An 18,080-nucleotide genomic window follows, 5' to 3' on the forward strand; every position below is an offset into this window, starting at 1 on the left:
AGCGGTTGCGCACCTGTCCCGCTTCGGATACTGGGAAGGACGGCTCACGCCATGCCCGCAGATCTCGCCGTGATCGGACTCGGTCCCTACGGCCTGCCGCTCGCCCAGGCCGCCGTCGCCGCCGGCATCCCCACGATCGGGTACGCCACCGGGCCCGAGGCGGGCTCGCTCAGCCCCGCCGAGCTGCGGCGCATGCACGCCACGGGCTTCCGGCCGGGCACCGACCCGGCCCAGCTCGGCCGGGTCCGCACCGCCGTGATCTGCGCGCCCACCCCGCGCGGCGCCGACGGCGGCCTGGACCTCGGCCAGGTGGAGGCGGCCGCCCGCACGCTCGCCGAGCGGCTGCGCCCGCACACCACGGTCATCCTGGAGTCGCCCGTGCTGCCCGGGACCACGGAGGAGTTCCTGCGGCCCCTGCTGGAGGAGGGCTCTGGGCTGCGCGCCGGCCGCGACTTCCACCTCGCCTACTCCCCCAGCCGGGTCGACCCCGGCAACCGCGACCGCACCCCGGCCGGCACGCCTCGGGTCATCGGCGGCCTCACCCCGGCCTGCACCGAGTCGGCCGCCGCCTTCTACGGGCGGCTCACCGACAAGGTGGTCCGCGCGCGCGGGCTGCGCGAGGCGGAGACGGTGCAGCTGCTGGAGACCAACTTCCGGCACGTCAACATCGCGCTCGTCAACGAGATGGCCGTCCTGTGCCACGAGCTGGGCGTCGACCTGTGGGACGTCATCCGGTGCGCCGAGACCAAGCCGTTCGGCTTCCAGGCGTTCCGGCCGGGCCCGGGCGTCGGCGGGTACGGCGTCCCGCAGGACCTCACCGGCCACGCCGGCCGCACCCTGCGCATGGTCGAGCTGGCCCAGCAGGTCAACAGCCGGATGCCCCGGTACGTGGTCCAGCGCGCGGCCGCGCTCCTCAACGAGCACGGCAAGTCCGCGCGCGGCGCCCGCATCCTGCTCCTGGGCGTCACCTACAAGCCCGACCTGGCCGACCAGCAGGCCGCACCCGCCCGGGAGATCGCCGTACGGCTGATGGAGCTGGGCGCCTCCGTCAGCTACCACGACCCGTACGTGCCCGCCTGGAACGTCCTGGACCGCCCGGTCCCGCGCGCGGACTCCTTCTACGAGGCCGCCGCCGACGCCGACCTCACGCTCCTGCTCCAGCCGCATCGCACGTACGACCTCCAGGGCCTGTCGGTGAAGGCCCAGCTGCTCCTGGACACCCGGGGGGCCACACCCACGGGGGCGGCGCACCGGTTGTGAAGGGGGGCGCGAAGGCGTGTCGGGCCTCGGTGCCGGTGGCATGGACGGCGGAGCGCGGGTAGCTTACGGAGACAGGTGGAGCCCACCGCAGCGGGTACTGCGGCAGGCTCCTGAGCGAGTTACGGAGTGTCCACCCCTAGTCCTCTTGGGGGTGGCCGCTCATCGCCCGTGAATCCGCACGATCCACCTCCTCTTGGACTGCACCAGCCGAAGCCGCATGCGATCCCAGCGAGTGGGCTTGCGGTGACGGTCCATGGGGACGCCCCCTTCCACGACGCCGCCCAGAGACCCGGTAGGCGGTCCGCTTGGAATTCGGGCCGGGCCCCGAGGGCGGGGCCGGTCTGTGTCCTTGGAAGGGGGCTCCCCAGAGAGCTTGGGGCGCCGATCACGGACACTACCGCCCCCTTACGCCCGTTCGGCCCGCATCCGCCACAAACGCAACCACGCGCCCACTCTCACCCAACGCGCCCCCGTACACGCCCACTTGGGCATGCGAAAGGGCCGGTCGTCCTCCCGGACCACCGGCCCTTCAGGCGCTTCGGGGACCGCCCCGGCGACTACCGCCGGTGCACCGAGTCCGCCACCGTGACCTCGACCCGCTGGAACTCCTTGAGCTCGCTGTAGCCGGTCGTGGCCATGGCGCGGCGCAGGGCGCCGAAGAAGTTCATGGAGCCGTCGGGGGTGTGCGAGGGGCCCGTGAGGATCTCCTCGATGGTGCCGACGGTGCCCAGGTCGACCTTCTGGCCGCGCGGCAGCTCCTCGTTGACGGCCTCCATGCCCCAGTGGTGGCCGCGGCCCGGCCCGTCGGTGGCGCGCGCGAGGGGCGAGCCCATCATCACCGCGTCGGCGCCGCAGGCGACCGCCTTCGGCAGGTCGCCGGACCAGCCGACGCCGCCGTCCGCGATCACGTGCACGTACCGGCCGCCGGACTCGTCCATGTAGTCGCGGCGGGCCGCGGCCACGTCGGCGACCGCGGTGGCCATCGGAACCTGGATGCCGAGGACGTTGCGCGTGGTGTGCGCGGCGCCGCCGCCGAAGCCGACGAGGACGCCGGCCGCGCCGGTGCGCATCAGGTGCAGGGCGGCGGTGTAGGTGGCGCAGCCGCCGACGATCACCGGCACGTCCAGCTCGTAGATGAACTGCTTGAGGTTCAGCGGCTCGTGCGAGGACGACACGTGCTCCGCCGAGACCGTCGTACCGCGGATGACGAAGATGTCCACGCCCGCGTCCACGACCGCCTTGGAGAACTGGGCGGTGCGCTGCGGGGAGAGCGCGGCGGCGGTGACCACACCGGAGTCGCGCACCTCCTTGATGCGGGCGCCGATCAGCTCCTCCTTGATGGGCGCCGCGTAGATCTCCTGGAGGCGGCGCGTGGCCGTCTGCGCGTCCAGCCCGACGATCTCGTCCAGCAGCGGCTGCGGGTCCTCGTGGCGGGTCCACAGGCCCTCGAGGTTGAGCACACCGAGGCCGCCGAGCTCGCCGATGCGGATCGCGGTGGCCGGGGAGACGACGGAGTCCATGGGGGCGGCCAGGAAGGGCAGCTCGAAGCGGTAGGCGTCGATCTGCCAGGCGATCGAGACCTCCTTCGGGTCCCGGGTCCGGCGGCTGGGGACGACGGCGATGTCGTCGAAGGCGTACGCCCGGCGGCCGCGCTTGCCGCGCCCGATCTCGATCTCAGTCACGTCTAGGCCTTTCCCTGATGCGTTCAGCGTCTTCCAGTATCGCCGACGGGTACGGCGACGGCGGCCCCGGAGGTTCCGGGGCCGCCGTCGATCACGCCTGGAAGGGCTTCACGCGCGCGTGCGTCAGTTGTTGTTGCTGTAGTTCGGGGCCTCGACCGTCATCTGGATGTCGTGCGGGTGGGACTCCTTCAGACCCGCGGAGGTGATCCGCACGAAGTGGCCCTTGGACTCCATCTCCGCGACGGTGGCGGCGCCGACGTAGCCCATGGTCTGGCGCAGGCCGCCGACGAGCTGGTGCAGGACGTTGGCGAGGGGACCGCGGTAGGGCACCTGGCCCTCGACACCCTCGGGCACGAGCTTCTCGTCCGACGTCACGTCGGCCTGGAAGTAGCGGTCCTTCGAGTACGACTTGCCCTGGCCGCGCGACTGCATGGCGCCCAGCGAGCCCATGCCGCGGTACGACTTGAACTGCTTGCCGTTGATGAAGAGCAGCTCGCCCGGGGACTCCTCGCAGCCGGCCAGCAGGCTGCCCAGCATCACCGTGTCGGCGCCGGCGGCCAGCGCCTTGCCGATGTCGCCGGAGTACTGCAGGCCGCCGTCGCCGATCAGCGGGACGCCGGCCGGACGGGCCGCGAGGGACGCCTCGTAGATGGCGGTGACCTGGGGGACGCCGATGCCGGCGACCACGCGGGTGGTGCAGATGGAGCCGGGGCCCACGCCGACCTTGATGCCGTCCACGCCGGCGTCGATCAGGGCCTGGGCGCCGTCGCGCGTGGCCACGTTGCCGCCGATCACGTCGACGCCCACGCTCGACTTGATCTTCGCCATCCAGCTCAGGGCGTTGCTGTTGTGGCCGTGCGAGGTGTCGACGACCAGGAAGTCCGCACCGGCCTCGGCGAGCGCCTGGGCGCGCTCCAGCGCCTCCGGGCTGGCGCCGACCGCGGCACCGACGAGGAGACGGCCCTCGGCGTCCTTGGCGGCGTTGGGGTACTTCTCGGCCTTGACGAAGTCCTTGACCGTGATCAGGCCCTTGAGGACGTTCTGCTCGTCCACCAGGGGCAGCTTCTCGATCTTGTGCTTGCGCAGCAGCTCCATGGCCTCGGGGCCGGAGATGCCCACCCTGCCGGTGACCAGCGGCATCGGGGTCATGACCTCGTGCACGCGGCGGCTGCGGTCGCTCTCGAAGGCCATGTCGCGGTTGGTCACGATGCCGAGCAGCTTGCCCGCCGGGTCGGTGACGGGGACGCCGCTGATGCGGAACTTCGCGCACAGCGCGTCGGCCTCGGCGAGGGTGGCCTCCGGGTGCACCGTGATCGGGTCGGTGACCATGCCGGACTCCGACCGCTTCACCAGGTCGACCTGGTTGACCTGGTCCTCGACGGACAGGTTGCGGTGCAGCACGCCGACGCCGCCCAGCCGGGCCATCGCGATCGCCATGCGGGACTCGGTCACCTTGTCCATCGCCGCCGACAGCATCGGGATGTTCACCCGGACGTTGCGGGAGATGCGGGACGAGGTGTCGACCGCGTTGGGGAGCACCTCGGATGCGCCCGGCAGCAGCAGCACGTCGTCGTAGGTCAGCCCGAGTGTCGCGAATTTACCGGGCACTCCGTCGACGTTCGCAGTCATGACACCTTCCCCAAATGGCCTTGATCGGTGCGGATGTCCATGCTAACGGGAAGCGTCGCCATCACATTCCACAGAGCGGGGCCGCTTCCGGCTTCGTATGTTCGTACGGAAACGAGGTGGGGCCCGTTCACGGCGGGGAGCTCCGGCCGCTCCCCGCAAGGCCGTTACTGCTCGGCGAGTGCGCGCAGGCGGCTCAGCGCCCGGTGCTGGGCCACCCGGACGGCGCCGGGTGACATTCCCAACATCTGCCCGGTCTCCTCCGCGGTCAAGCCCACGGCGATGCGGAGCAGGAGCAGCTCGCGCTGGTTCTCGGGGAGGTTGGCCAGCAGCTTCTTGGCCCACTCGGCGTCGCTGCTGAGCAGGGCGCGCTCCTCGGGGCCGAGGGAGTCGTCCGGGCGCTCGGGCATCTCGTCGGACGGCACCGCCGTCGAGCCCGGGTGGCGCATCGCTGCGCGCTGCAGGTCGGCGACCTTGTGGGAGGCGATGGCGAAGACGAAGGCCTCGAAGGGGCGGCCGGTGTCGCGGTAGCGCGGCAGGGCCAGCAGGACCGCGACGCAGACCTCCTGGGCGAGGTCCTCGACGAAGTGGCGCGCGTCGCCCGGGAGCCGGGACAGCCGGGTGCGGCAGTAGCGCAGCGCCAGCGGGTGGACGTGGGCGAGCAGGTCGTGCGTGGCCTGCGCATCCCCGTCGACGGCGCGGTGCACGAGGGCACCGATCGGCCCCTGGGCCGTGCCCGCCTCGTCGTCGCGCATCGGTCCATGGTGCCCTGCGGCCGTCCGGTCCGTCGCATCGTGTTCGTGGTTGTGCACCGAAGCGTTATGAGCAGGTGCGCCGGCACTCATCCCCTGCGCCCTCCCCTTCCGCTCGACCGACTCGTCCCCGAGAGACTCCACATCTCAAGGATGCGGCATCCGCGCCGAAACGAGCAGCGGGCGTCCGGCGGGCCGCCTTGCCGTGCGCCCGCCGGGGGCTCCGGGCGCGCTCCTCCCCGCCTGCCCCGGGGCAGGCGGGGGCGGGGATGCCCGGGTGGCGGACCGCAGCCCCGCCGCGGTGCACCGCGCTGCCTACCGGACCAGTCCCCAGCGGAAGCCGAGGGCCACCGCGTGGGCGCGGTCGGAGGCGCCGAGCTTCTTGAACAGACGGCGGGCGTGCGTCTTGACGGTGTCCTCGGACAGGAACAGCTCGCGGCCGATCTCGGCGTTGGAGCGTCCGTGACTCATGCCCTCGAGGACCTGGATCTCCCGCGCGGTGAGGGTGGGCGCGGCGCCCATCTCCGCCGAGCGCAGGCGGCGCGGGGCGAGTCGCCAGGTGGGGTCGGCGAGGGCCTGCGTCACCGTGGCGCGCAGCTCCGCGCGTGAGGCGTCCTTGTGCAGGTAGCCCCGGGCGCCGGCGGCGACCGCGAGGGCCACACCGTCGAGGTCCTCGGCGACGGTGAGCATGATGATGCGTGCGCCCGGGTCGGCGGACAGCAGCCGGCGCACGGTCTCGACGCCGCCCAGGCCGGGCATGCGTACGTCCATCAGGATGAGGTCGGAGCGGTCGGCGCCCCAGCGGCGGAGGACTTCCTCGCCGTTGGCCGCCGTCGTCACACGCTCGACGCCGGGCACGGTCGCGACCGCGCGGCGGAGCGCCTCTCGGGCAAGCGGGGAGTCGTCGCAGACGAGGACGGATGTCATGACCGCCCTCCGCAGCTGATGCGCGTCACCTTGAGCCTCCAGGCTGGTACGGAATCGTCACCTGTGCGGTCGACCGTCTCGGACGCCTGCCCGAGCACTTGTGTTTTCAACCGCCTCCGCACTCTCAACGACGGTCACTCGAAAGAGTTACGGGGCCGCGTGCCGTCTTCGGCACTCTACGTGAGGGGGCCGACACGGAGGAGGCATGGCGGGCCGACCCTCAACGTTTCATCACATCCCATGCCCCATTTAGACGTTTTTGCTCCCGTTTCCCGGTGTCTGGGGCTAGATTCGCAATGAGTCATATTTTCATCTCCTTAGACCGGACATGTACGGTCGCTTGGCACTGTATCCGCCCAGAACGGCTACAAGGGGTCACGTAATGGCAGATTTCTCCCGCCTTCCCGGACCGAACGCGGACCTGTGGGACTGGCAGCTGCTGGCTGCCTGCCGCGGGGTGGACAGCTCGCTCTTCTTCCACCCGGAGGGCGAGCGCGGGGCGGCTCGGAGCGCTCGCGAGAACTCGGCCAAGGAGGTCTGCATGAGGTGCCCGGTCCGCGCGGAGTGCGCGGCGCACGCCCTGGCGGTGCGCGAGCCGTACGGCGTCTGGGGCGGCCTCACCGAGGACGAGCGCGAAGAGTTGATGGGGCGGGCACGCAACCGCCTGGTGTCGGCGTCGACCACCGGCGAGGGCACCGCCTCACATCACTGAAGGAACGTTTCTCCAGACGTTCCCCCCGGCACGCGCGCGCGTGCCCCGTGACCCTGCCCCCCTTCCGTTCTGCCTCTCACACGCGCCCGGCCGCCCGGGCCAGCTGCTCCAGCGTCGCCGCCACCGCCGGCACCCGTGCCAGGTCGGGCAGGGTGAGGGCGACGATCTCCCGCCGCACCTCCGGCTCGAGCGCCACCGTGCGCACCCCCCGCGGCCGTACCGACTCCACCGCGAGCCGGGGCAGCACCGCGACCCCGAGACCCGCGCCCACCAGGCCCGCCACCGCCGGGTAGTCGTCGGTGGCGAAGTCGATGCGCGGCGTGAAGCCGGCGCTCTCGCACACCTCCACCAGCTGGCCGCGGCAGCGCGGGCAGCCCGCGATCCAGGGCTCGCGGGCCAGCTCCCCGATCGCTACGGACTCCGCGCGCGCGAGCCGGTGCCGCTCGGGCACGAGCGCGACGAGGCGGTCCGTCAGCAGCGGCCGTACGACGAGGTCGTCCCAGTCCTCGGCGACCGCCGCGCCCTCGTAGCGGAAGGCCAGGGCCAGGTCGCAGTCGCCCTCGCGCAGCAGCTCCGCGGACCGCGGGGGCTCCGCCTCCTCCAGGGAGACGCGGGTGCCGGGATGGGCCGCGCGCAGCGCGGCCAGGGCGGTGGGGACCAGTGTGGAGCTGCCACTGGGGAAGGAGACCAGCCGGACCCGGCCCGCGCGCAGGCCCGCGATGGCGGCGACCTCCTCCTCGGCCGCGGTGAGCCCGGCGAGGATCCCGGAGGCGTGCCGGACCAGGGCCTCGCCGGCCTCGGTCAGGCGCATCTCACGGCCGCTGCGGACCAGCAGCGGGGTACCGACCGAGCCCTCCAGCGCCTTCATCTGCTGGCTGACGGCGGGCTGGGTGCAGCCCAGCTCGCGCCCCGCCGCCGAGAAGGAACCGGTGGTGGCGACGGCGCGCAGGACGCGGAGATGACGGGCCTCGATCACCCTTCGAGCATAAGCCCGCCTTGGGCAGGGCGCTGGAAATTCGCTCGACGCTTTGAGGATCGCTCTCGTACGGTGCGGCCATGGAGCTTCTCTCGGTCAACCTGGGCCGCCCGCGGCCCGTGCCGTACACCGACCAGCCGCAGGGTGTGACGGGCATCGACAAGCGGCCCGCCGTCGGGCCGGTGCGGGTGACGGCCCCCGGCCCCAAGGGGATCGGCGGCAGCGGGCTGGCCGGGGACGCGGTGTGCGAGCTGCGCCACCACGGCGGGGACGACCAGGCCGTGTACGCCTACGCGCGCGAGGACCTCGACACCTGGGAGCGCGAACTGGGCCGGTCGCTGGCCAACGGCTGCTTCGGCGAGAACCTGACGACCGGCGGGCTGGACGTCTCCGGGGCGCTGGTCGGGGAGCGCTGGCGGATCGGTTCCGAGGTGGTGCTGGAGGTGACCTCGGGGCGGATCCCGTGCCGCACGTTCCAGGGCCATCTGGGCGAGCGGGGCTGGGTGAAGAGGTTCACCCGGAAGGGCGTCACGGGTGCCTACCTCCGGGTGATCGAACCGGGCGAGATACGCGCGGGCGACCCGATCGAGATCGTGCACCGCCCGGACCACGACGTGACGGCCGCCCTCGAGTTCCGCGCGACGACCACGGAGCGGGAGCTGCTGCCGCGGCTGCTCGCGGCGGGCCCGGCGCTGCACCCCGAGGCGCTGTCCGCGGCCCGCGCGTACGTCGCCGCCCAGGGCCACTGAGCGCCGTCACCGGCGGCGGGCGCCGTCGCTCAGGGTCACTACCCTTGGTGCATGACAACGGCTCTGATTACGGGATCGACCGCGGGCATCGGCGCCGCGTTCGCACGGCGGCTTGCGGCTGACGGGCACGACCTCGTCCTGGTCGCGCGGGACACCGGGCGGCTGCGCGAGCAGGCGACCGAACTGCACGACCGGCACGGCATCGAGGCGGAGGTGCTGACCGCCGACCTCGCCGAGGACAAGGGCATCGAGACGGTGGCCGACCGGCTCGGCGACCGGCGCAACCCGGTCGACCTACTCGTCAACAACGCCGGCTTCGGCAACAAGGGCCGCTTCCTGGACGTGTCCATGGCCGACGAGCTGAGGATGCTCAAGGTGCACTGCGAGGCGGTGCTGCGGCTGACCTCGGCGGCGGCCGACGCGATGCGCGAGCGCGGCCGGGGCGGGATCGTGAACGTCGCCTCGGTGGCCGCCTTCGTCCCCCGGGGCACCTACGGCGCCTCCAAGGCCTGGGTCGTGCAGTTCACCCAGGGCGCCGCGAAGGACCTGGCGGGCAGCGGGGTGCGCCTGATGGCGCTGTGCCCCGGCTTCGTGCGCACCGAGTTCCACCAGCGGGCCGGGATGGGCACGGACAACATCCCTGGCTGGATGTGGCTGGACGCGGACAAGCTGGTCGCGGCGGCCCTCGCCGACCTGGCCCGGGGGAGGACCGTCTCCATCCCCGACCCGCGGTACAAGGCCCTGATGGGCCTGGTGAAGGTCACGCCGCGCGGGCTGCTGGGCGGGGTCAGCTCCCGGACGGGGCGCAAGTACGGGCCGAACTGACGTCCCTCCCGATCCTCCCCTTCTTGTGCGGCGGGGTCACGAGCGGCCGCACAGCCTGGCGCACCAGCGGGTGGGGGACCCGCCCGCCGACGCCGTCCGGCCTGGGCCCGCGCGGGCCGCGCGCACCGCCCGGCCAGGCTGTGGCGACAGACGGCCTGAACCGGGAAAATGGGGCGTACCGGAAGCGGACCAGACCAGGGGACCCCGGAGGCGGCGCCATGACCTTCGTACAGCTCATCGAGTGCCGGACGAGCCGGCTGGACGAGATGAACCGGCTCATCGACGACTGGGTCGCGCAGACCAGGGGGAGGCGGACGGCGACGCACGCGCTGGTCGCCAAGGACCGCTCGGACGCGTCGCACATCGTCGAGGTGGTGGAGTTCCCGTCGTACGAGGAGGCGATGCGCAACTCCAACCTCCCGGAGACCGACCGGATCTTCCACGACATGGTCGCGCTGTGCGACGAGATGCCGACCTTCACGGACCTGGAGGTCGTCCGCGACGAACTGCTGACCGAGATCACCGTGCGCCGCTTCTTCGAGGCGCTGCAGGCACCGGGCGAGCTGTCCCCGCTCAACGACCTGCTGGACGAGGACGTCCACAGCCACGACCCGATGAACCCGCAGGACACCATCGGCCTGGACGGCGTCCGCAGCGAGTACCGGATGTGGCGGTCCGCCTTCGACGTCTCCATGACGGTCGAGGACGTCCTGGCCCAGGGCGACCGCGCCTGCGCCCGCTGGACCTGGAACGCCACGCACACCGGCGACTTCCTGGGCATCTCCCCCACCGGCAGGCACGTCTCCATGACCGGGCTGACCATGTTCCGCTTCGGCGAGAACGGCAAGATCGCGGAGCTCTGGTGGCAGCACGATCAGCTGGGGCTGATGCAGCAGGTGGGGGCGCTGGACGAGTTGGAGCAGTAGGCCGGTCCCGGATCAGATGTCGTAGGAGCGGACTAGGATTTCGGCCGAGTCGTTGAGGGGGGCACGCACCGCGTCCTCGTGCCCTTCCTCAGGTCCTACTGCCGTTCCGGAGGTGCTGGGTGCCCGCCGCCCCCAAGCCGACAGCTCCTGCCCCCCGTGAGCGCTGGTTCCAGCCACGGCGATCCGGATTCCAGTGGGAGCAGGAGGGCCTGGACCATCTACGCGGCCTGATGCCGAAGACGGAGCCGTTTCGGGCGTGGGCGACGTTCCAGTTCACCGCGGCGTCGGGCCGGGTCAACGAGTGCGATGTGCTCATCGCCGTACCCGGCGGCCTCTACCTTCTGGAGCTGAAGGGTCACCCCGGCAGGGTCGTGAACCACGGCGACACCTGGCAGTTCCACGGAGACCGGCTGCGTACGCTGCGCAATCCCCTCCATCTGACCGACCTCAAGGCCAAGGAGCTGAAGGGACAGCTGGAGCGGGCGGCCCGCACGCTCGGCATGAGTCCCAAGGACGTCCCGTTCATCAAGCCCGCGGTGTTCCTCCACGACCCGGGGCTCGTGAGCGAGCTGGACGAGTTCCAGCGGACCGCGGTCTACGGCCGCAACGACGGCGCGAGCGGCCTGCCGAAGATCTGGGACGATCTGCTCGGCCGTCCCCCGGAGCGGGAGAGCTGGCGCATCACCCCGGTCGTCAGCCAGCGGCTGGAGCGGCTGATGCAGAGGATCGGCATCAGTCACTCCACCGCACACCTGCGGTTCGGGGACGACTGGAAGCTCGAGCCGCGCGCTCTGGACGCGGGCCCCGGCTGGGAGGACCGGCTGGCCGTACGGGACGACGGGCTGGTCCAGGAGAGCGGGCGCGTCCGTATATACCTGGCGGGAGCGGCCGCCTCCGAGGAGCAGCGCGCGAAAGTGGACCGGGCAGCGCGCCGCGAGTACCAGGTGCTGCAGGGCATCAACCACCGGGGCATCGTGCAGGCGGTGCAGATCCGCGAGCACCAGGGCGGCCCGGCGATCCTGTTCCGGCACCGCGAGTCGGATCTGCGGTTGGACGCCTATCTCGACGCGTACGGCGGCCACCTCACTCCCGGTCAGCGGCTCGACCTGGTAAGGCAGCTCGCCGAGGCGGTGCGCTACGCGCACAACCGGTCCCTCTACCACCGGGCGCTGGCCGCACGGTCGGTCTACGTCTCGGCACGCGAGGACGGCAGTGCCCCCGTGCTGCGGATCGCCGACTGGCAGACCGCGGCTCGGGACTTCGAGACGACCCTGCACCGCTCCCTCGGGGACACGCCCTTGGACGGGGGTCTGATCGCGGACACGGCGCAGGTGTACCTGGCGCCGGAGACAAACCAGGAGTTCGCCGATCCGGTCGACCTGGACGTCTTCGGGCTGGGATCGCTGACGTACCTGCTGCTCACCGGCCGGCCGCCGGCGGATCGCCGCAGCGCACTGCTGGAACGGCTGCAGAGCGACGGCGGACTGCATCCCTACGCGGTCTCCGACTCCGTCTCGGCCGCCCTCGACGCCCTCGTCTTCCGGGCGACGGCCGCCGACGTACGGGACCGTCTGGCATCGGTCGACGAGTTCCTGGGACTGCTCGGTGCGGCGGAGACGGACGCCGCGGCTCCGGAGCCGAGCGCGGGCCCGGCCGCCGACCCCCTCACGGTGCAGCCGGGACAGCCGCTGGACGGCACCTGGTCGGTGGTCCGCGTGCTCGGCACCGGCGCCACCGCCCGCGCGCTGCTGGTCCGCCGCGGTGCGAGCGAGGACGGGGAGCAGCCTCTCCGGGTGTTCAAGGTCGCCCTGGACCAGGAGAAGGACGCCCGTCTGCTCGCGGAGGCGAAGGCGCTGAAGGAGGTGGGCGGCGGGCACATCGTGAAGCTGCTCGCCGAGCCGCGTGAGCTGGCCGGTCACGCGGTCCTGGAGATCGAGTACGCGGGCGGTTTCCGCGCGGAGGACGACCGGGAACCGGTGAGCCTCGGCTCCCGGCTGCGGGACCAGGGCCCCTTGGGCTACGACCAGTTGGAGCGGTTCGGCAACGACCTGTTCGAGGCGCTGGACACCCTGGCGGCGCGCGGGGTGCGGCACCGGGACATCAAGCCGGACAACCTTGGCCTGTTCAAGCGCAGCGACGGCTCCTGGCAGCTGATGCTGTTCGACTTCTCGCTGGCCGACGCCCCGGACCAGGATGTGCACGCGGGCACCCGCGGGTACCTCGATCCGTTCCTCGGCGGAGCGGGCCGCTCGCGCTACGACGACCACGCCGAGTGGTATGCGGCTGCCGTGACCCTGCACGAGATGGCCTCCGGTGAGAGGCCGGTGTGGGGGGACGGCCAGGGCGACCCGCGCATGGTGTCCGACACCGCGCCGCACGTGTCGGCCGAGCTGTTCCCGCAGGCCCTCAGCGAAGGCCTGAAGGCGTTCTTCGAGCGCGCGCTGCACCGGGACGTCGAGCAGCGCTACGACAGTCTGCGCCAGTTGCAGGAGGCGTGGCGGCAGGTCTTCCGCAAGGCGGACGCGGCGCGGCCCGCGACCACGCCGGCGACGGTCGGCCTGAGCGCGGACGACCTGGAGGACGCCCGCGAGCAGGCGGCCGCGGCGGCCGGTCTGCGAACTCCGCTGGCCGCCGCGGGCCTGTCGCCGCGGGCGGTTTCGGTCGCCGAGGGGCTGAAGGCCCACACCGTCGAAGAGCTGCTGGACATCCCGCCGCACTACATCTCCCGTGCGCGGGGCGCGGGGAACGCGATCCGCAAGGAGCTGAACCGCCGGCACCGCCAGTGGACGCAGGCGCTGCGCCGCAAGGCCGCCGTCAAGAAGTCCGTCGCGCCGCTGGAGCCGGACGCGCCGGAAGAGGTCCTGGAGTCGATCGACACGCTGGCCGCGCGTCTCACGCCGCCCGAGGGCAAGCGCCGCACCAGGCCCCGCTCCGACGTGGTCAGGGCCACCCTCCAGCTTCCCGGCGTGCTGGAGGCCGGTGAGCCGCTGGAGCCGTGGCCGGCCCAGAGTCTGATCGCGAAGGCGCTGGGCATCAGCCAGCCGACCGTGTCGCAGAACCAGCAGGCCGCGGTCGAGAAGTGGGCCGCCCTGCCGTGGCTCGGCCGGATCCGCGACGAGCTGGTGGCGATACTGACCGACCGGGACCGGGTGTCCACGGCCGAGGAGCTGGCGGCGGAGCTGCGGGCCCGGCACGGTGCGGGCACGGCTGATCCGGCCGAGGCCCAGGCCAAGGCGCTGGCGGTGGTGCGGGCCGCGGTCGAGACGGAGATGCGCAAGCGGGACGACGACCGTCCCGGAGCCGAGTCCGCCGACGCGGGCGAGGCACCGCCCCGTTTCGCCGTGCAGCGGCGCGGCGGCCGGGTCGTCATCGCGCTGGAGGACCAGCCCGGCGCCGACGATCCGACGCCGGCCGAACTCGCCGACCACGCGGCAGCGCTGGGCGAACAGGCCGCGGATCTGGCCGGCCGCGACCCGCTGCCCGGCCGTGCCACCGTGCTCCGCGAGCTGCGTGCGATCCCCACGCCCGAGGGCATGGCCCCCCTGGCCGACACGCGGCTGGTGGAGCTGGCGGCGTCGATGGCCGGCAGTGTGGCCGTCTCGCCGCGGCTGGAGCTGTTCCCGCTCTCGCTCGGTCTGGCGCGCGCCCTGCGCATCTCGCAGGCGCCGGCCGGCGTCCGTCCCGAGACCGGCATCACCACGGCGGATCTGCTCGCGAGGATCCGGGCCCGCTTCCCGGGCCTCGCCGTGCCGGCGGAGACGACGTACGTCGAACTGGCCGAGGCCCTGGTGGAAGCGGGCTTCCCCCTGTCCTACGACCCGGACCGGCGCCGCTTCTTCCCCAGGGCCCAGGACGGCAACGGCAGCAGGCTCAACCTGTCCTCGTCGATGCTGACCAGCACCAGCTCCCTCTACGCCGCCGCGCAGGGCCGTATCGCCGAGGGCCAGGACCCGCGCGAGGTACTGTCGGCACGGCTCACCGAGGCCCGTCGCCGGGGCGGCTTCCTGGCGCTCACCCTGAAGGGTGCGGAGTTGCCGGGTGTGGCCGACGCGCTGGCGGAGCGGTTCGGCGCCACCGCCGTGCCGCTGAACGCGCTGTTCCTGGACGCTCTGAAGGGGCTGGCCGAGGAGCAGTCGGTGCGCTGGCAGGCCCTGCTGAAGGCGGACGCCAAGTTCACGGCGACCGGCACGCTGAGCGCGGCGCTCGCCTCCTACACGCGGCTGGCGGCCGAACGGGTGCGCGAGCGGGTCCTGGACCTGGCGGAACGCTCCGGCCCGCGCGCGGTCCTGCTCGCACACGAGGCCGGCCTGATCGCCCGCTACTGGGAGGCCGGCGGTCGTGAGCTGCTGGCCACCCTCCAGCAGTCCGCCCGCCGCCCCGCCGACACCCCGCACGGCCTGTGGCTGCTGCTGCCGGTGGAGGACCCGCGCGCCACACCGACGCTGGACGGCCGCACGGTGGAGGTGGTGGACCGGGCGACGGAGTGGGAGGTGCTGGACGGGTTGTTCGTGAAGAGCTTGCGAATGGATGGGGCACCCTCCTGACCGCCCGGTCCGGCGTTGCGCCATCACTGGGCCTTGCCCGGCCGAGCCGAGAAACCTACGCTGATCGTCTCTTTCTGAAATGCCGTGACATCCGGGGGGGTTGTCATGAAGGTCGGGGCGACCCTTCTCGGCAAGAGGATCGCGAAAGTCAAGCCGCGCCGTGGTGGCGTGCAACTGGTGAGGTTGGAGGCGCTAGCGTCCTTCACCTGCTCGCGGTGCGCTCAGACGAAGTCAGCACGATCCGTCGCAGTGCGCGATGACGCTCTCCTCTGCAATGCCTGCTACGGAAACCTTCAAGCATCAGACACGGGGCACGATCAGTCATCGCCGGCTGGTACGGGTCGGACGCCGGAAGCCTCCGTCTCCCCGTCGGAGCCTGGTGGCAGGCAATCGTCAGCCCTTCGGACGGACAATTCCGCACGGGTCGTCGTCCAGGAACTCGACAGCGGGCTCCCCTACTCGGTCGCCAACACTGGGCTCAGAATCGAGTGGAAGTTTCATGTGCGTGCCGAGCATCTACTGCACGGCACGTGCCCCGTGCCGGCCGACATGGCCGACCGAGCCGCCCCTCATGAGCCGCTCGACCTCACTTTTCTGCGCGGCCGTCACCGCATCCGGATTCTTGACGAACAGAAGAACGTCAGGCTCCGTGTGAGGGGTGGCAAAGCACAACTGACCGGGCTGACGTGGCAGCCCTTCGTCCTTCCCGGGACACGCGTGTCCGTGGGATGGGACCTGTGGAGGAAGCTCCGCTTGGCCTACACCCCTCTGGACGGTCCTGTTGTCTTCGGTGGCACCGTCGTGCGCTACGCCTACGACCCGAAGATCATGACCCGTGAACTGGCAGCCTTCGACGCCCGCGTGGACCGGGTAGAGGAGTTGGTACTGATCGCTCTGCGCGAGCTGGGGTACCTGGACGAGAAGGGCCGGGCACTGCTGCCGCAGGAGGCGCTGATCCGGAACACCATCGAGCGGGCACAGTCGGAGCGACCGGCGAGGAGAAAGATCGACGGCGCGATCGAACGGCTCCTTTCCCGCGGAATCCTCACATGGGAGCAGGGCAGCATCAACGCCGCAGCCATGCTGCACTATCCGGCACGGCGCGGGGAGACCCCGGTTCCACTGCTCTGTTACGCGCCGACGCTTCGAGATGCGGAACGCGAGGACCTGCGGGACGACCCTGGAGCCGGCCACGGGACGAGCGCTCACCGCGTGGCAGGACATCTGATGCGCATCGGGCACCTCGGCAAAGAGGCGAGCAAGGAGGCGAAAGCCGCCTACAGAGAGGATCACGCACGAGCGGGTTTGGCAGGGCCTCACGAGATACCCCGCGGCTTCACCTACGTTCGTGAGCACGAGCGAGGAACGTAGCGCGGGCCAGTGAATCGCAGGGCCATGACTTCTCGCGCGGCACGTTGCCGTGGAGGGCACGAGCCGACGTCACGACGTGTACTACCCCGTCGGCGTCACCTCAGATGCCGTACAGGGAACGTGCCCGAGTCGAGAAGAACTCGTCGTACAACCGCGCCGGCAGGAGTTCGGAGCCGGCCGAGGCCAGCGACCTGGAGGCCGGCCAGGTGGACTCGGCGTGCGGGAAGTCGCTCGCCCACAGCAGATTGGTCTGTGAGTGGAGCGCGAGCCGCAGGGCCGTCGGGTCGTCCTGGAAGGTGAAGTGGACGGCACGGGCGATGTACTCGGACGGCGGGCGGTGAATCCGCCCGTCGAGCTTGAGCCAGCGGTGGTGCCGGTGGAAGTAGTGGTCCAGGCGCTGCACGAGATGGGGCACCCAACCGGCGTCGAACTCGGCGAACACGATGCGCAGTGCGGGCCATCGGTGCAGGACACCGCCGAAGACGAGTCCGGTGAGCAGTTCCTGCGCGTCCCACAGGGGCAGGATCACCGCGGCACCGGGGCCCGCGGCCGGCGCGCGCCGGTCCGGGGGCAGCGCGTGGAAGGTGATCGGCAGGGCGAGATCGCAGGCAGCAGCCCACAGCGCGTCGAACCGTTCGTCGGCGTAGAAGCCCTCGGCCGGCTCCAACGGCAGCAGGGCGCCCTTCAGTCCCTTGCCGCGGATCGACCGGAGGTCACGCACAGCGCTGTCGGGGCTCGTGACGGCGGTCGCGCCGCATCCGATCAGCCTGTCCGGCGCCTTGGCACAGAACTCGGCCAGCCAGGTGTTGTAGGCCGCCATGCAGGCAGCGGAGTAGGCACGGTTGATGTGGCGCAGCAGGAAGAGCCCGACGGTGGGGTAGAGGACCTCGGCCGCCACCCCGTCGGCGTCCTGGTCTTCGAGGCGCGGGCCGGGCTGCCACGCGCCCGGCCGGATGTCGGCGAACGCCGTGCCGCTTTCCCGTAGTTCCTTACCGGGGGTGCCGGCCGACCCGGCGAGTCCCAGTCCGATCGACCTCGTGGTGCCGGGAAGGACATAGCGTTCGCCGCCCGCGTGGTCCGGCGCGAGACGCGGCGCCTGGTCTCGCCACTCCGCGTCCAGGTAGTCCCGGAAGACGGCCGGCGGCTCGACGACATGGGAGTCTGCCGAGACGAGCATGTCCCTAGTCCTCCTTCGCGGACATGACCCGCCACATGACGAGGAGCGCGGCGTGCGACGCGGCCAGGAGGCCGACGCCGACCGGTTGCAGCCAACGGATGTCCCAGCCGACGGTCGTCTGGACGGCGATGAGGGCGATACCGATGGCCAGCAGGGGAAGTTCGGCGAGGGTGAAGCGCAGGAAGGCTTTTCGGGTTGCTTGGTCCGCCTTGCGCATCACGGCCACGTTCCATGCGACGTAGATGGCGAAGACACCGGCCCAGCTGATGAGCGTGGCCGTGCTGAGCCACGCCCCTTGTGGTGCCGGACGGCGCCAGCCGTCGACCAGCGCGACGTAGTTTCCCGCGGTGAGTGCGTCGAACCCGACCAGCTCACCCGAGAAGTACGAGGTGGCGGTGCGCGCCGACCGCCAGTCCTGCCACCAGCTCGCGATGAAGAGGGGCAGGAGTGCCAACGTCACCGGAGTCGGTATGTCGTGCAGCAACAGGGAGCCGACCACCCAGGGGGTGACGTAGATGACGTCGACCAGCCCGAGGGCCGGCGGTGGCGGACG

14 protein-coding genes are annotated in these 18,080 nt (G+C 71.7%); 7 read left to right on the forward strand and 7 right to left on the reverse strand.

Going from position 1 to position 18,080, the window contains the following annotated elements:
- Positions 1–51: 51 nt before the first annotated feature.
- Complete coding sequence (locus AQJ66_RS13505; protein ID WP_061920588.1) at positions 52–1,260, forward strand: nucleotide sugar dehydrogenase; 1,209 nt, start codon at positions 52–54, stop codon at positions 1,258–1,260.
- 557 nt (positions 1,261–1,817) lie between these two features.
- On the opposite strand, the gene AQJ66_RS13510 is transcribed toward AQJ66_RS13505, so the two are convergent.
- The 4 genes from AQJ66_RS13510 to AQJ66_RS13525 all read right to left on the reverse strand — a co-directional run bounded on the left by AQJ66_RS13510 (position 1,818) and on the right by AQJ66_RS13525 (position 6,247).
- Positions 1,818–2,942, reverse strand: coding sequence for a GuaB3 family IMP dehydrogenase-related protein (locus AQJ66_RS13510; RefSeq protein ID WP_061920590.1), 1,125 nt, complete (start codon positions 2,940–2,942; stop codon positions 1,818–1,820).
- Between the two features lie 123 nt (positions 2,943–3,065).
- Positions 3,066–4,571, reverse strand: coding sequence for an IMP dehydrogenase (guaB, locus tag AQJ66_RS13515; protein WP_061920592.1), 1,506 nt, complete (start codon positions 4,569–4,571; stop codon positions 3,066–3,068).
- 164 nt (positions 4,572–4,735) lie between these two features.
- Positions 4,736–5,323: a sigma-70 family RNA polymerase sigma factor gene (locus AQJ66_RS13520; protein WP_061920594.1), complete on the reverse strand. Its 588-nt coding sequence runs from the start codon at positions 5,321–5,323 to the stop codon at positions 4,736–4,738.
- Between the two features lie 312 nt (positions 5,324–5,635).
- Positions 5,636–6,247 (reverse strand): response regulator transcription factor, encoded by a 612-nt coding sequence (locus AQJ66_RS13525; protein ID WP_003948568.1) that lies wholly within the window; start codon positions 6,245–6,247, stop codon positions 5,636–5,638.
- A 382-nt stretch (positions 6,248–6,629) separates the two neighbouring features.
- Here AQJ66_RS13525 and AQJ66_RS13530 point away from each other — a divergent pair, with 382 nt between their 5' ends.
- Positions 6,630–6,959: a WhiB family transcriptional regulator gene (locus tag AQJ66_RS13530; protein WP_061920596.1), complete on the forward strand. Its 330-nt coding sequence runs from the start codon at positions 6,630–6,632 to the stop codon at positions 6,957–6,959.
- Positions 6,960–7,035: 76 nt separating this feature from the next.
- Here AQJ66_RS13530 and AQJ66_RS13535 read toward each other — a convergent pair whose 3' ends face one another.
- A complete protein-coding gene (locus AQJ66_RS13535) occupies positions 7,036–7,935 on the reverse strand; it encodes a LysR family transcriptional regulator (protein ID WP_061920599.1) in 900 nt (299 codons plus the stop codon).
- Between the two features lie 80 nt (positions 7,936–8,015).
- Here AQJ66_RS13535 and AQJ66_RS13540 point away from each other — a divergent pair, with 80 nt between their 5' ends.
- From AQJ66_RS13540 to AQJ66_RS13560, 5 genes are all read left to right on the forward strand, one after another.
- Positions 8,016–8,684 (forward strand): MOSC domain-containing protein, encoded by a 669-nt coding sequence (locus tag AQJ66_RS13540; protein ID WP_061920601.1) that lies wholly within the window; start codon positions 8,016–8,018, stop codon positions 8,682–8,684.
- A gap of 51 nt (positions 8,685–8,735) precedes the next feature.
- Entirely contained in the window at positions 8,736–9,509 is a 774-nt protein-coding gene (locus AQJ66_RS13545; RefSeq protein ID WP_061920603.1) for an SDR family NAD(P)-dependent oxidoreductase, read from the forward strand.
- A gap of 218 nt (positions 9,510–9,727) precedes the next feature.
- The gene (locus AQJ66_RS13550) at positions 9,728–10,435 is read left to right on the forward strand and encodes an ester cyclase (protein WP_061920605.1); all 708 of its coding nucleotides are present in this window, start codon (positions 9,728–9,730) and stop codon (positions 10,433–10,435) included.
- A gap of 119 nt (positions 10,436–10,554) precedes the next feature.
- Positions 10,555–14,979 carry a BREX system serine/threonine kinase PglW gene (pglW, locus tag AQJ66_RS13555; RefSeq protein WP_061920607.1) on the forward strand — a complete coding sequence of 1,475 codons (4,425 nt, stop codon included), beginning with the start codon at positions 10,555–10,557 and terminating at the stop codon, positions 14,977–14,979.
- 105 nt (positions 14,980–15,084) lie between these two features.
- A complete protein-coding gene (locus AQJ66_RS13560) occupies positions 15,085–16,350 on the forward strand; it encodes an LIM domain-containing protein (RefSeq protein ID WP_159052560.1) in 1,266 nt (421 codons plus the stop codon).
- Positions 16,351–16,450: 100 nt separating this feature from the next.
- On the opposite strand, the gene AQJ66_RS13565 is transcribed toward AQJ66_RS13560, so the two are convergent.
- A complete protein-coding gene (locus AQJ66_RS13565; protein ID WP_061920611.1) occupies positions 16,451–17,527 on the reverse strand; it encodes an amidohydrolase family protein in 1,077 nt (358 codons plus the stop codon).
- A 4-nt stretch (positions 17,528–17,531) separates the two neighbouring features.
- On the reverse strand, positions 17,532–17,987 hold the full coding sequence (locus tag AQJ66_RS13570) for a hypothetical protein (protein WP_159052561.1): 456 nt from the start codon (positions 17,985–17,987) through the stop codon (positions 17,532–17,534).
- Between the last annotated feature and the right edge of the window lie 93 nt (positions 17,988–18,080).

Source organism: Streptomyces bungoensis, from assembly GCF_001514215.1.
GTDB classification, from domain to species: domain Bacteria; phylum Actinomycetota; class Actinomycetes; order Streptomycetales; family Streptomycetaceae; genus Streptomyces; species Streptomyces bungoensis.

What these genes read in the sequence shown, in the direction of transcription:
- AQJ66_RS13545 (WP_061920603.1), top strand. Translation starts at nt 8,736, where the DNA reads ATGACAACGGCTCTGATTACGGGATCGACCGCGGGCATCGGCGCCGCG.
- AQJ66_RS13520 (WP_061920594.1), bottom strand. Translation starts at nt 5,323, where the DNA reads ATGCGCGACGACGAGGCGGGCACGGCCCAGGGGCCGATCGGTGCCCTC.
- AQJ66_RS13565 (WP_061920611.1), bottom strand. Translation starts at nt 17,527, where the DNA reads ATGCTCGTCTCGGCAGACTCCCATGTCGTCGAGCCGCCGGCCGTCTTC.
- AQJ66_RS13550 (WP_061920605.1), top strand. Translation starts at nt 9,728, where the DNA reads ATGACCTTCGTACAGCTCATCGAGTGCCGGACGAGCCGGCTGGACGAG.
- AQJ66_RS13540 (WP_061920601.1), top strand. Translation starts at nt 8,016, where the DNA reads ATGGAGCTTCTCTCGGTCAACCTGGGCCGCCCGCGGCCCGTGCCGTAC.
- AQJ66_RS13525 (WP_003948568.1), bottom strand. Translation starts at nt 6,247, where the DNA reads ATGACATCCGTCCTCGTCTGCGACGACTCCCCGCTTGCCCGAGAGGCG.
- guaB (WP_061920592.1), bottom strand. Translation starts at nt 4,571, where the DNA reads ATGACTGCGAACGTCGACGGAGTGCCCGGTAAATTCGCGACACTCGGG.
- AQJ66_RS13530 (WP_061920596.1), top strand. Translation starts at nt 6,630, where the DNA reads ATGGCAGATTTCTCCCGCCTTCCCGGACCGAACGCGGACCTGTGGGAC.
- AQJ66_RS13560 (WP_159052560.1), top strand. Translation starts at nt 15,085, where the DNA reads ATGAAGGTCGGGGCGACCCTTCTCGGCAAGAGGATCGCGAAAGTCAAG.
- AQJ66_RS13505 (WP_061920588.1), top strand. Translation starts at nt 52, where the DNA reads ATGCCCGCAGATCTCGCCGTGATCGGACTCGGTCCCTACGGCCTGCCG.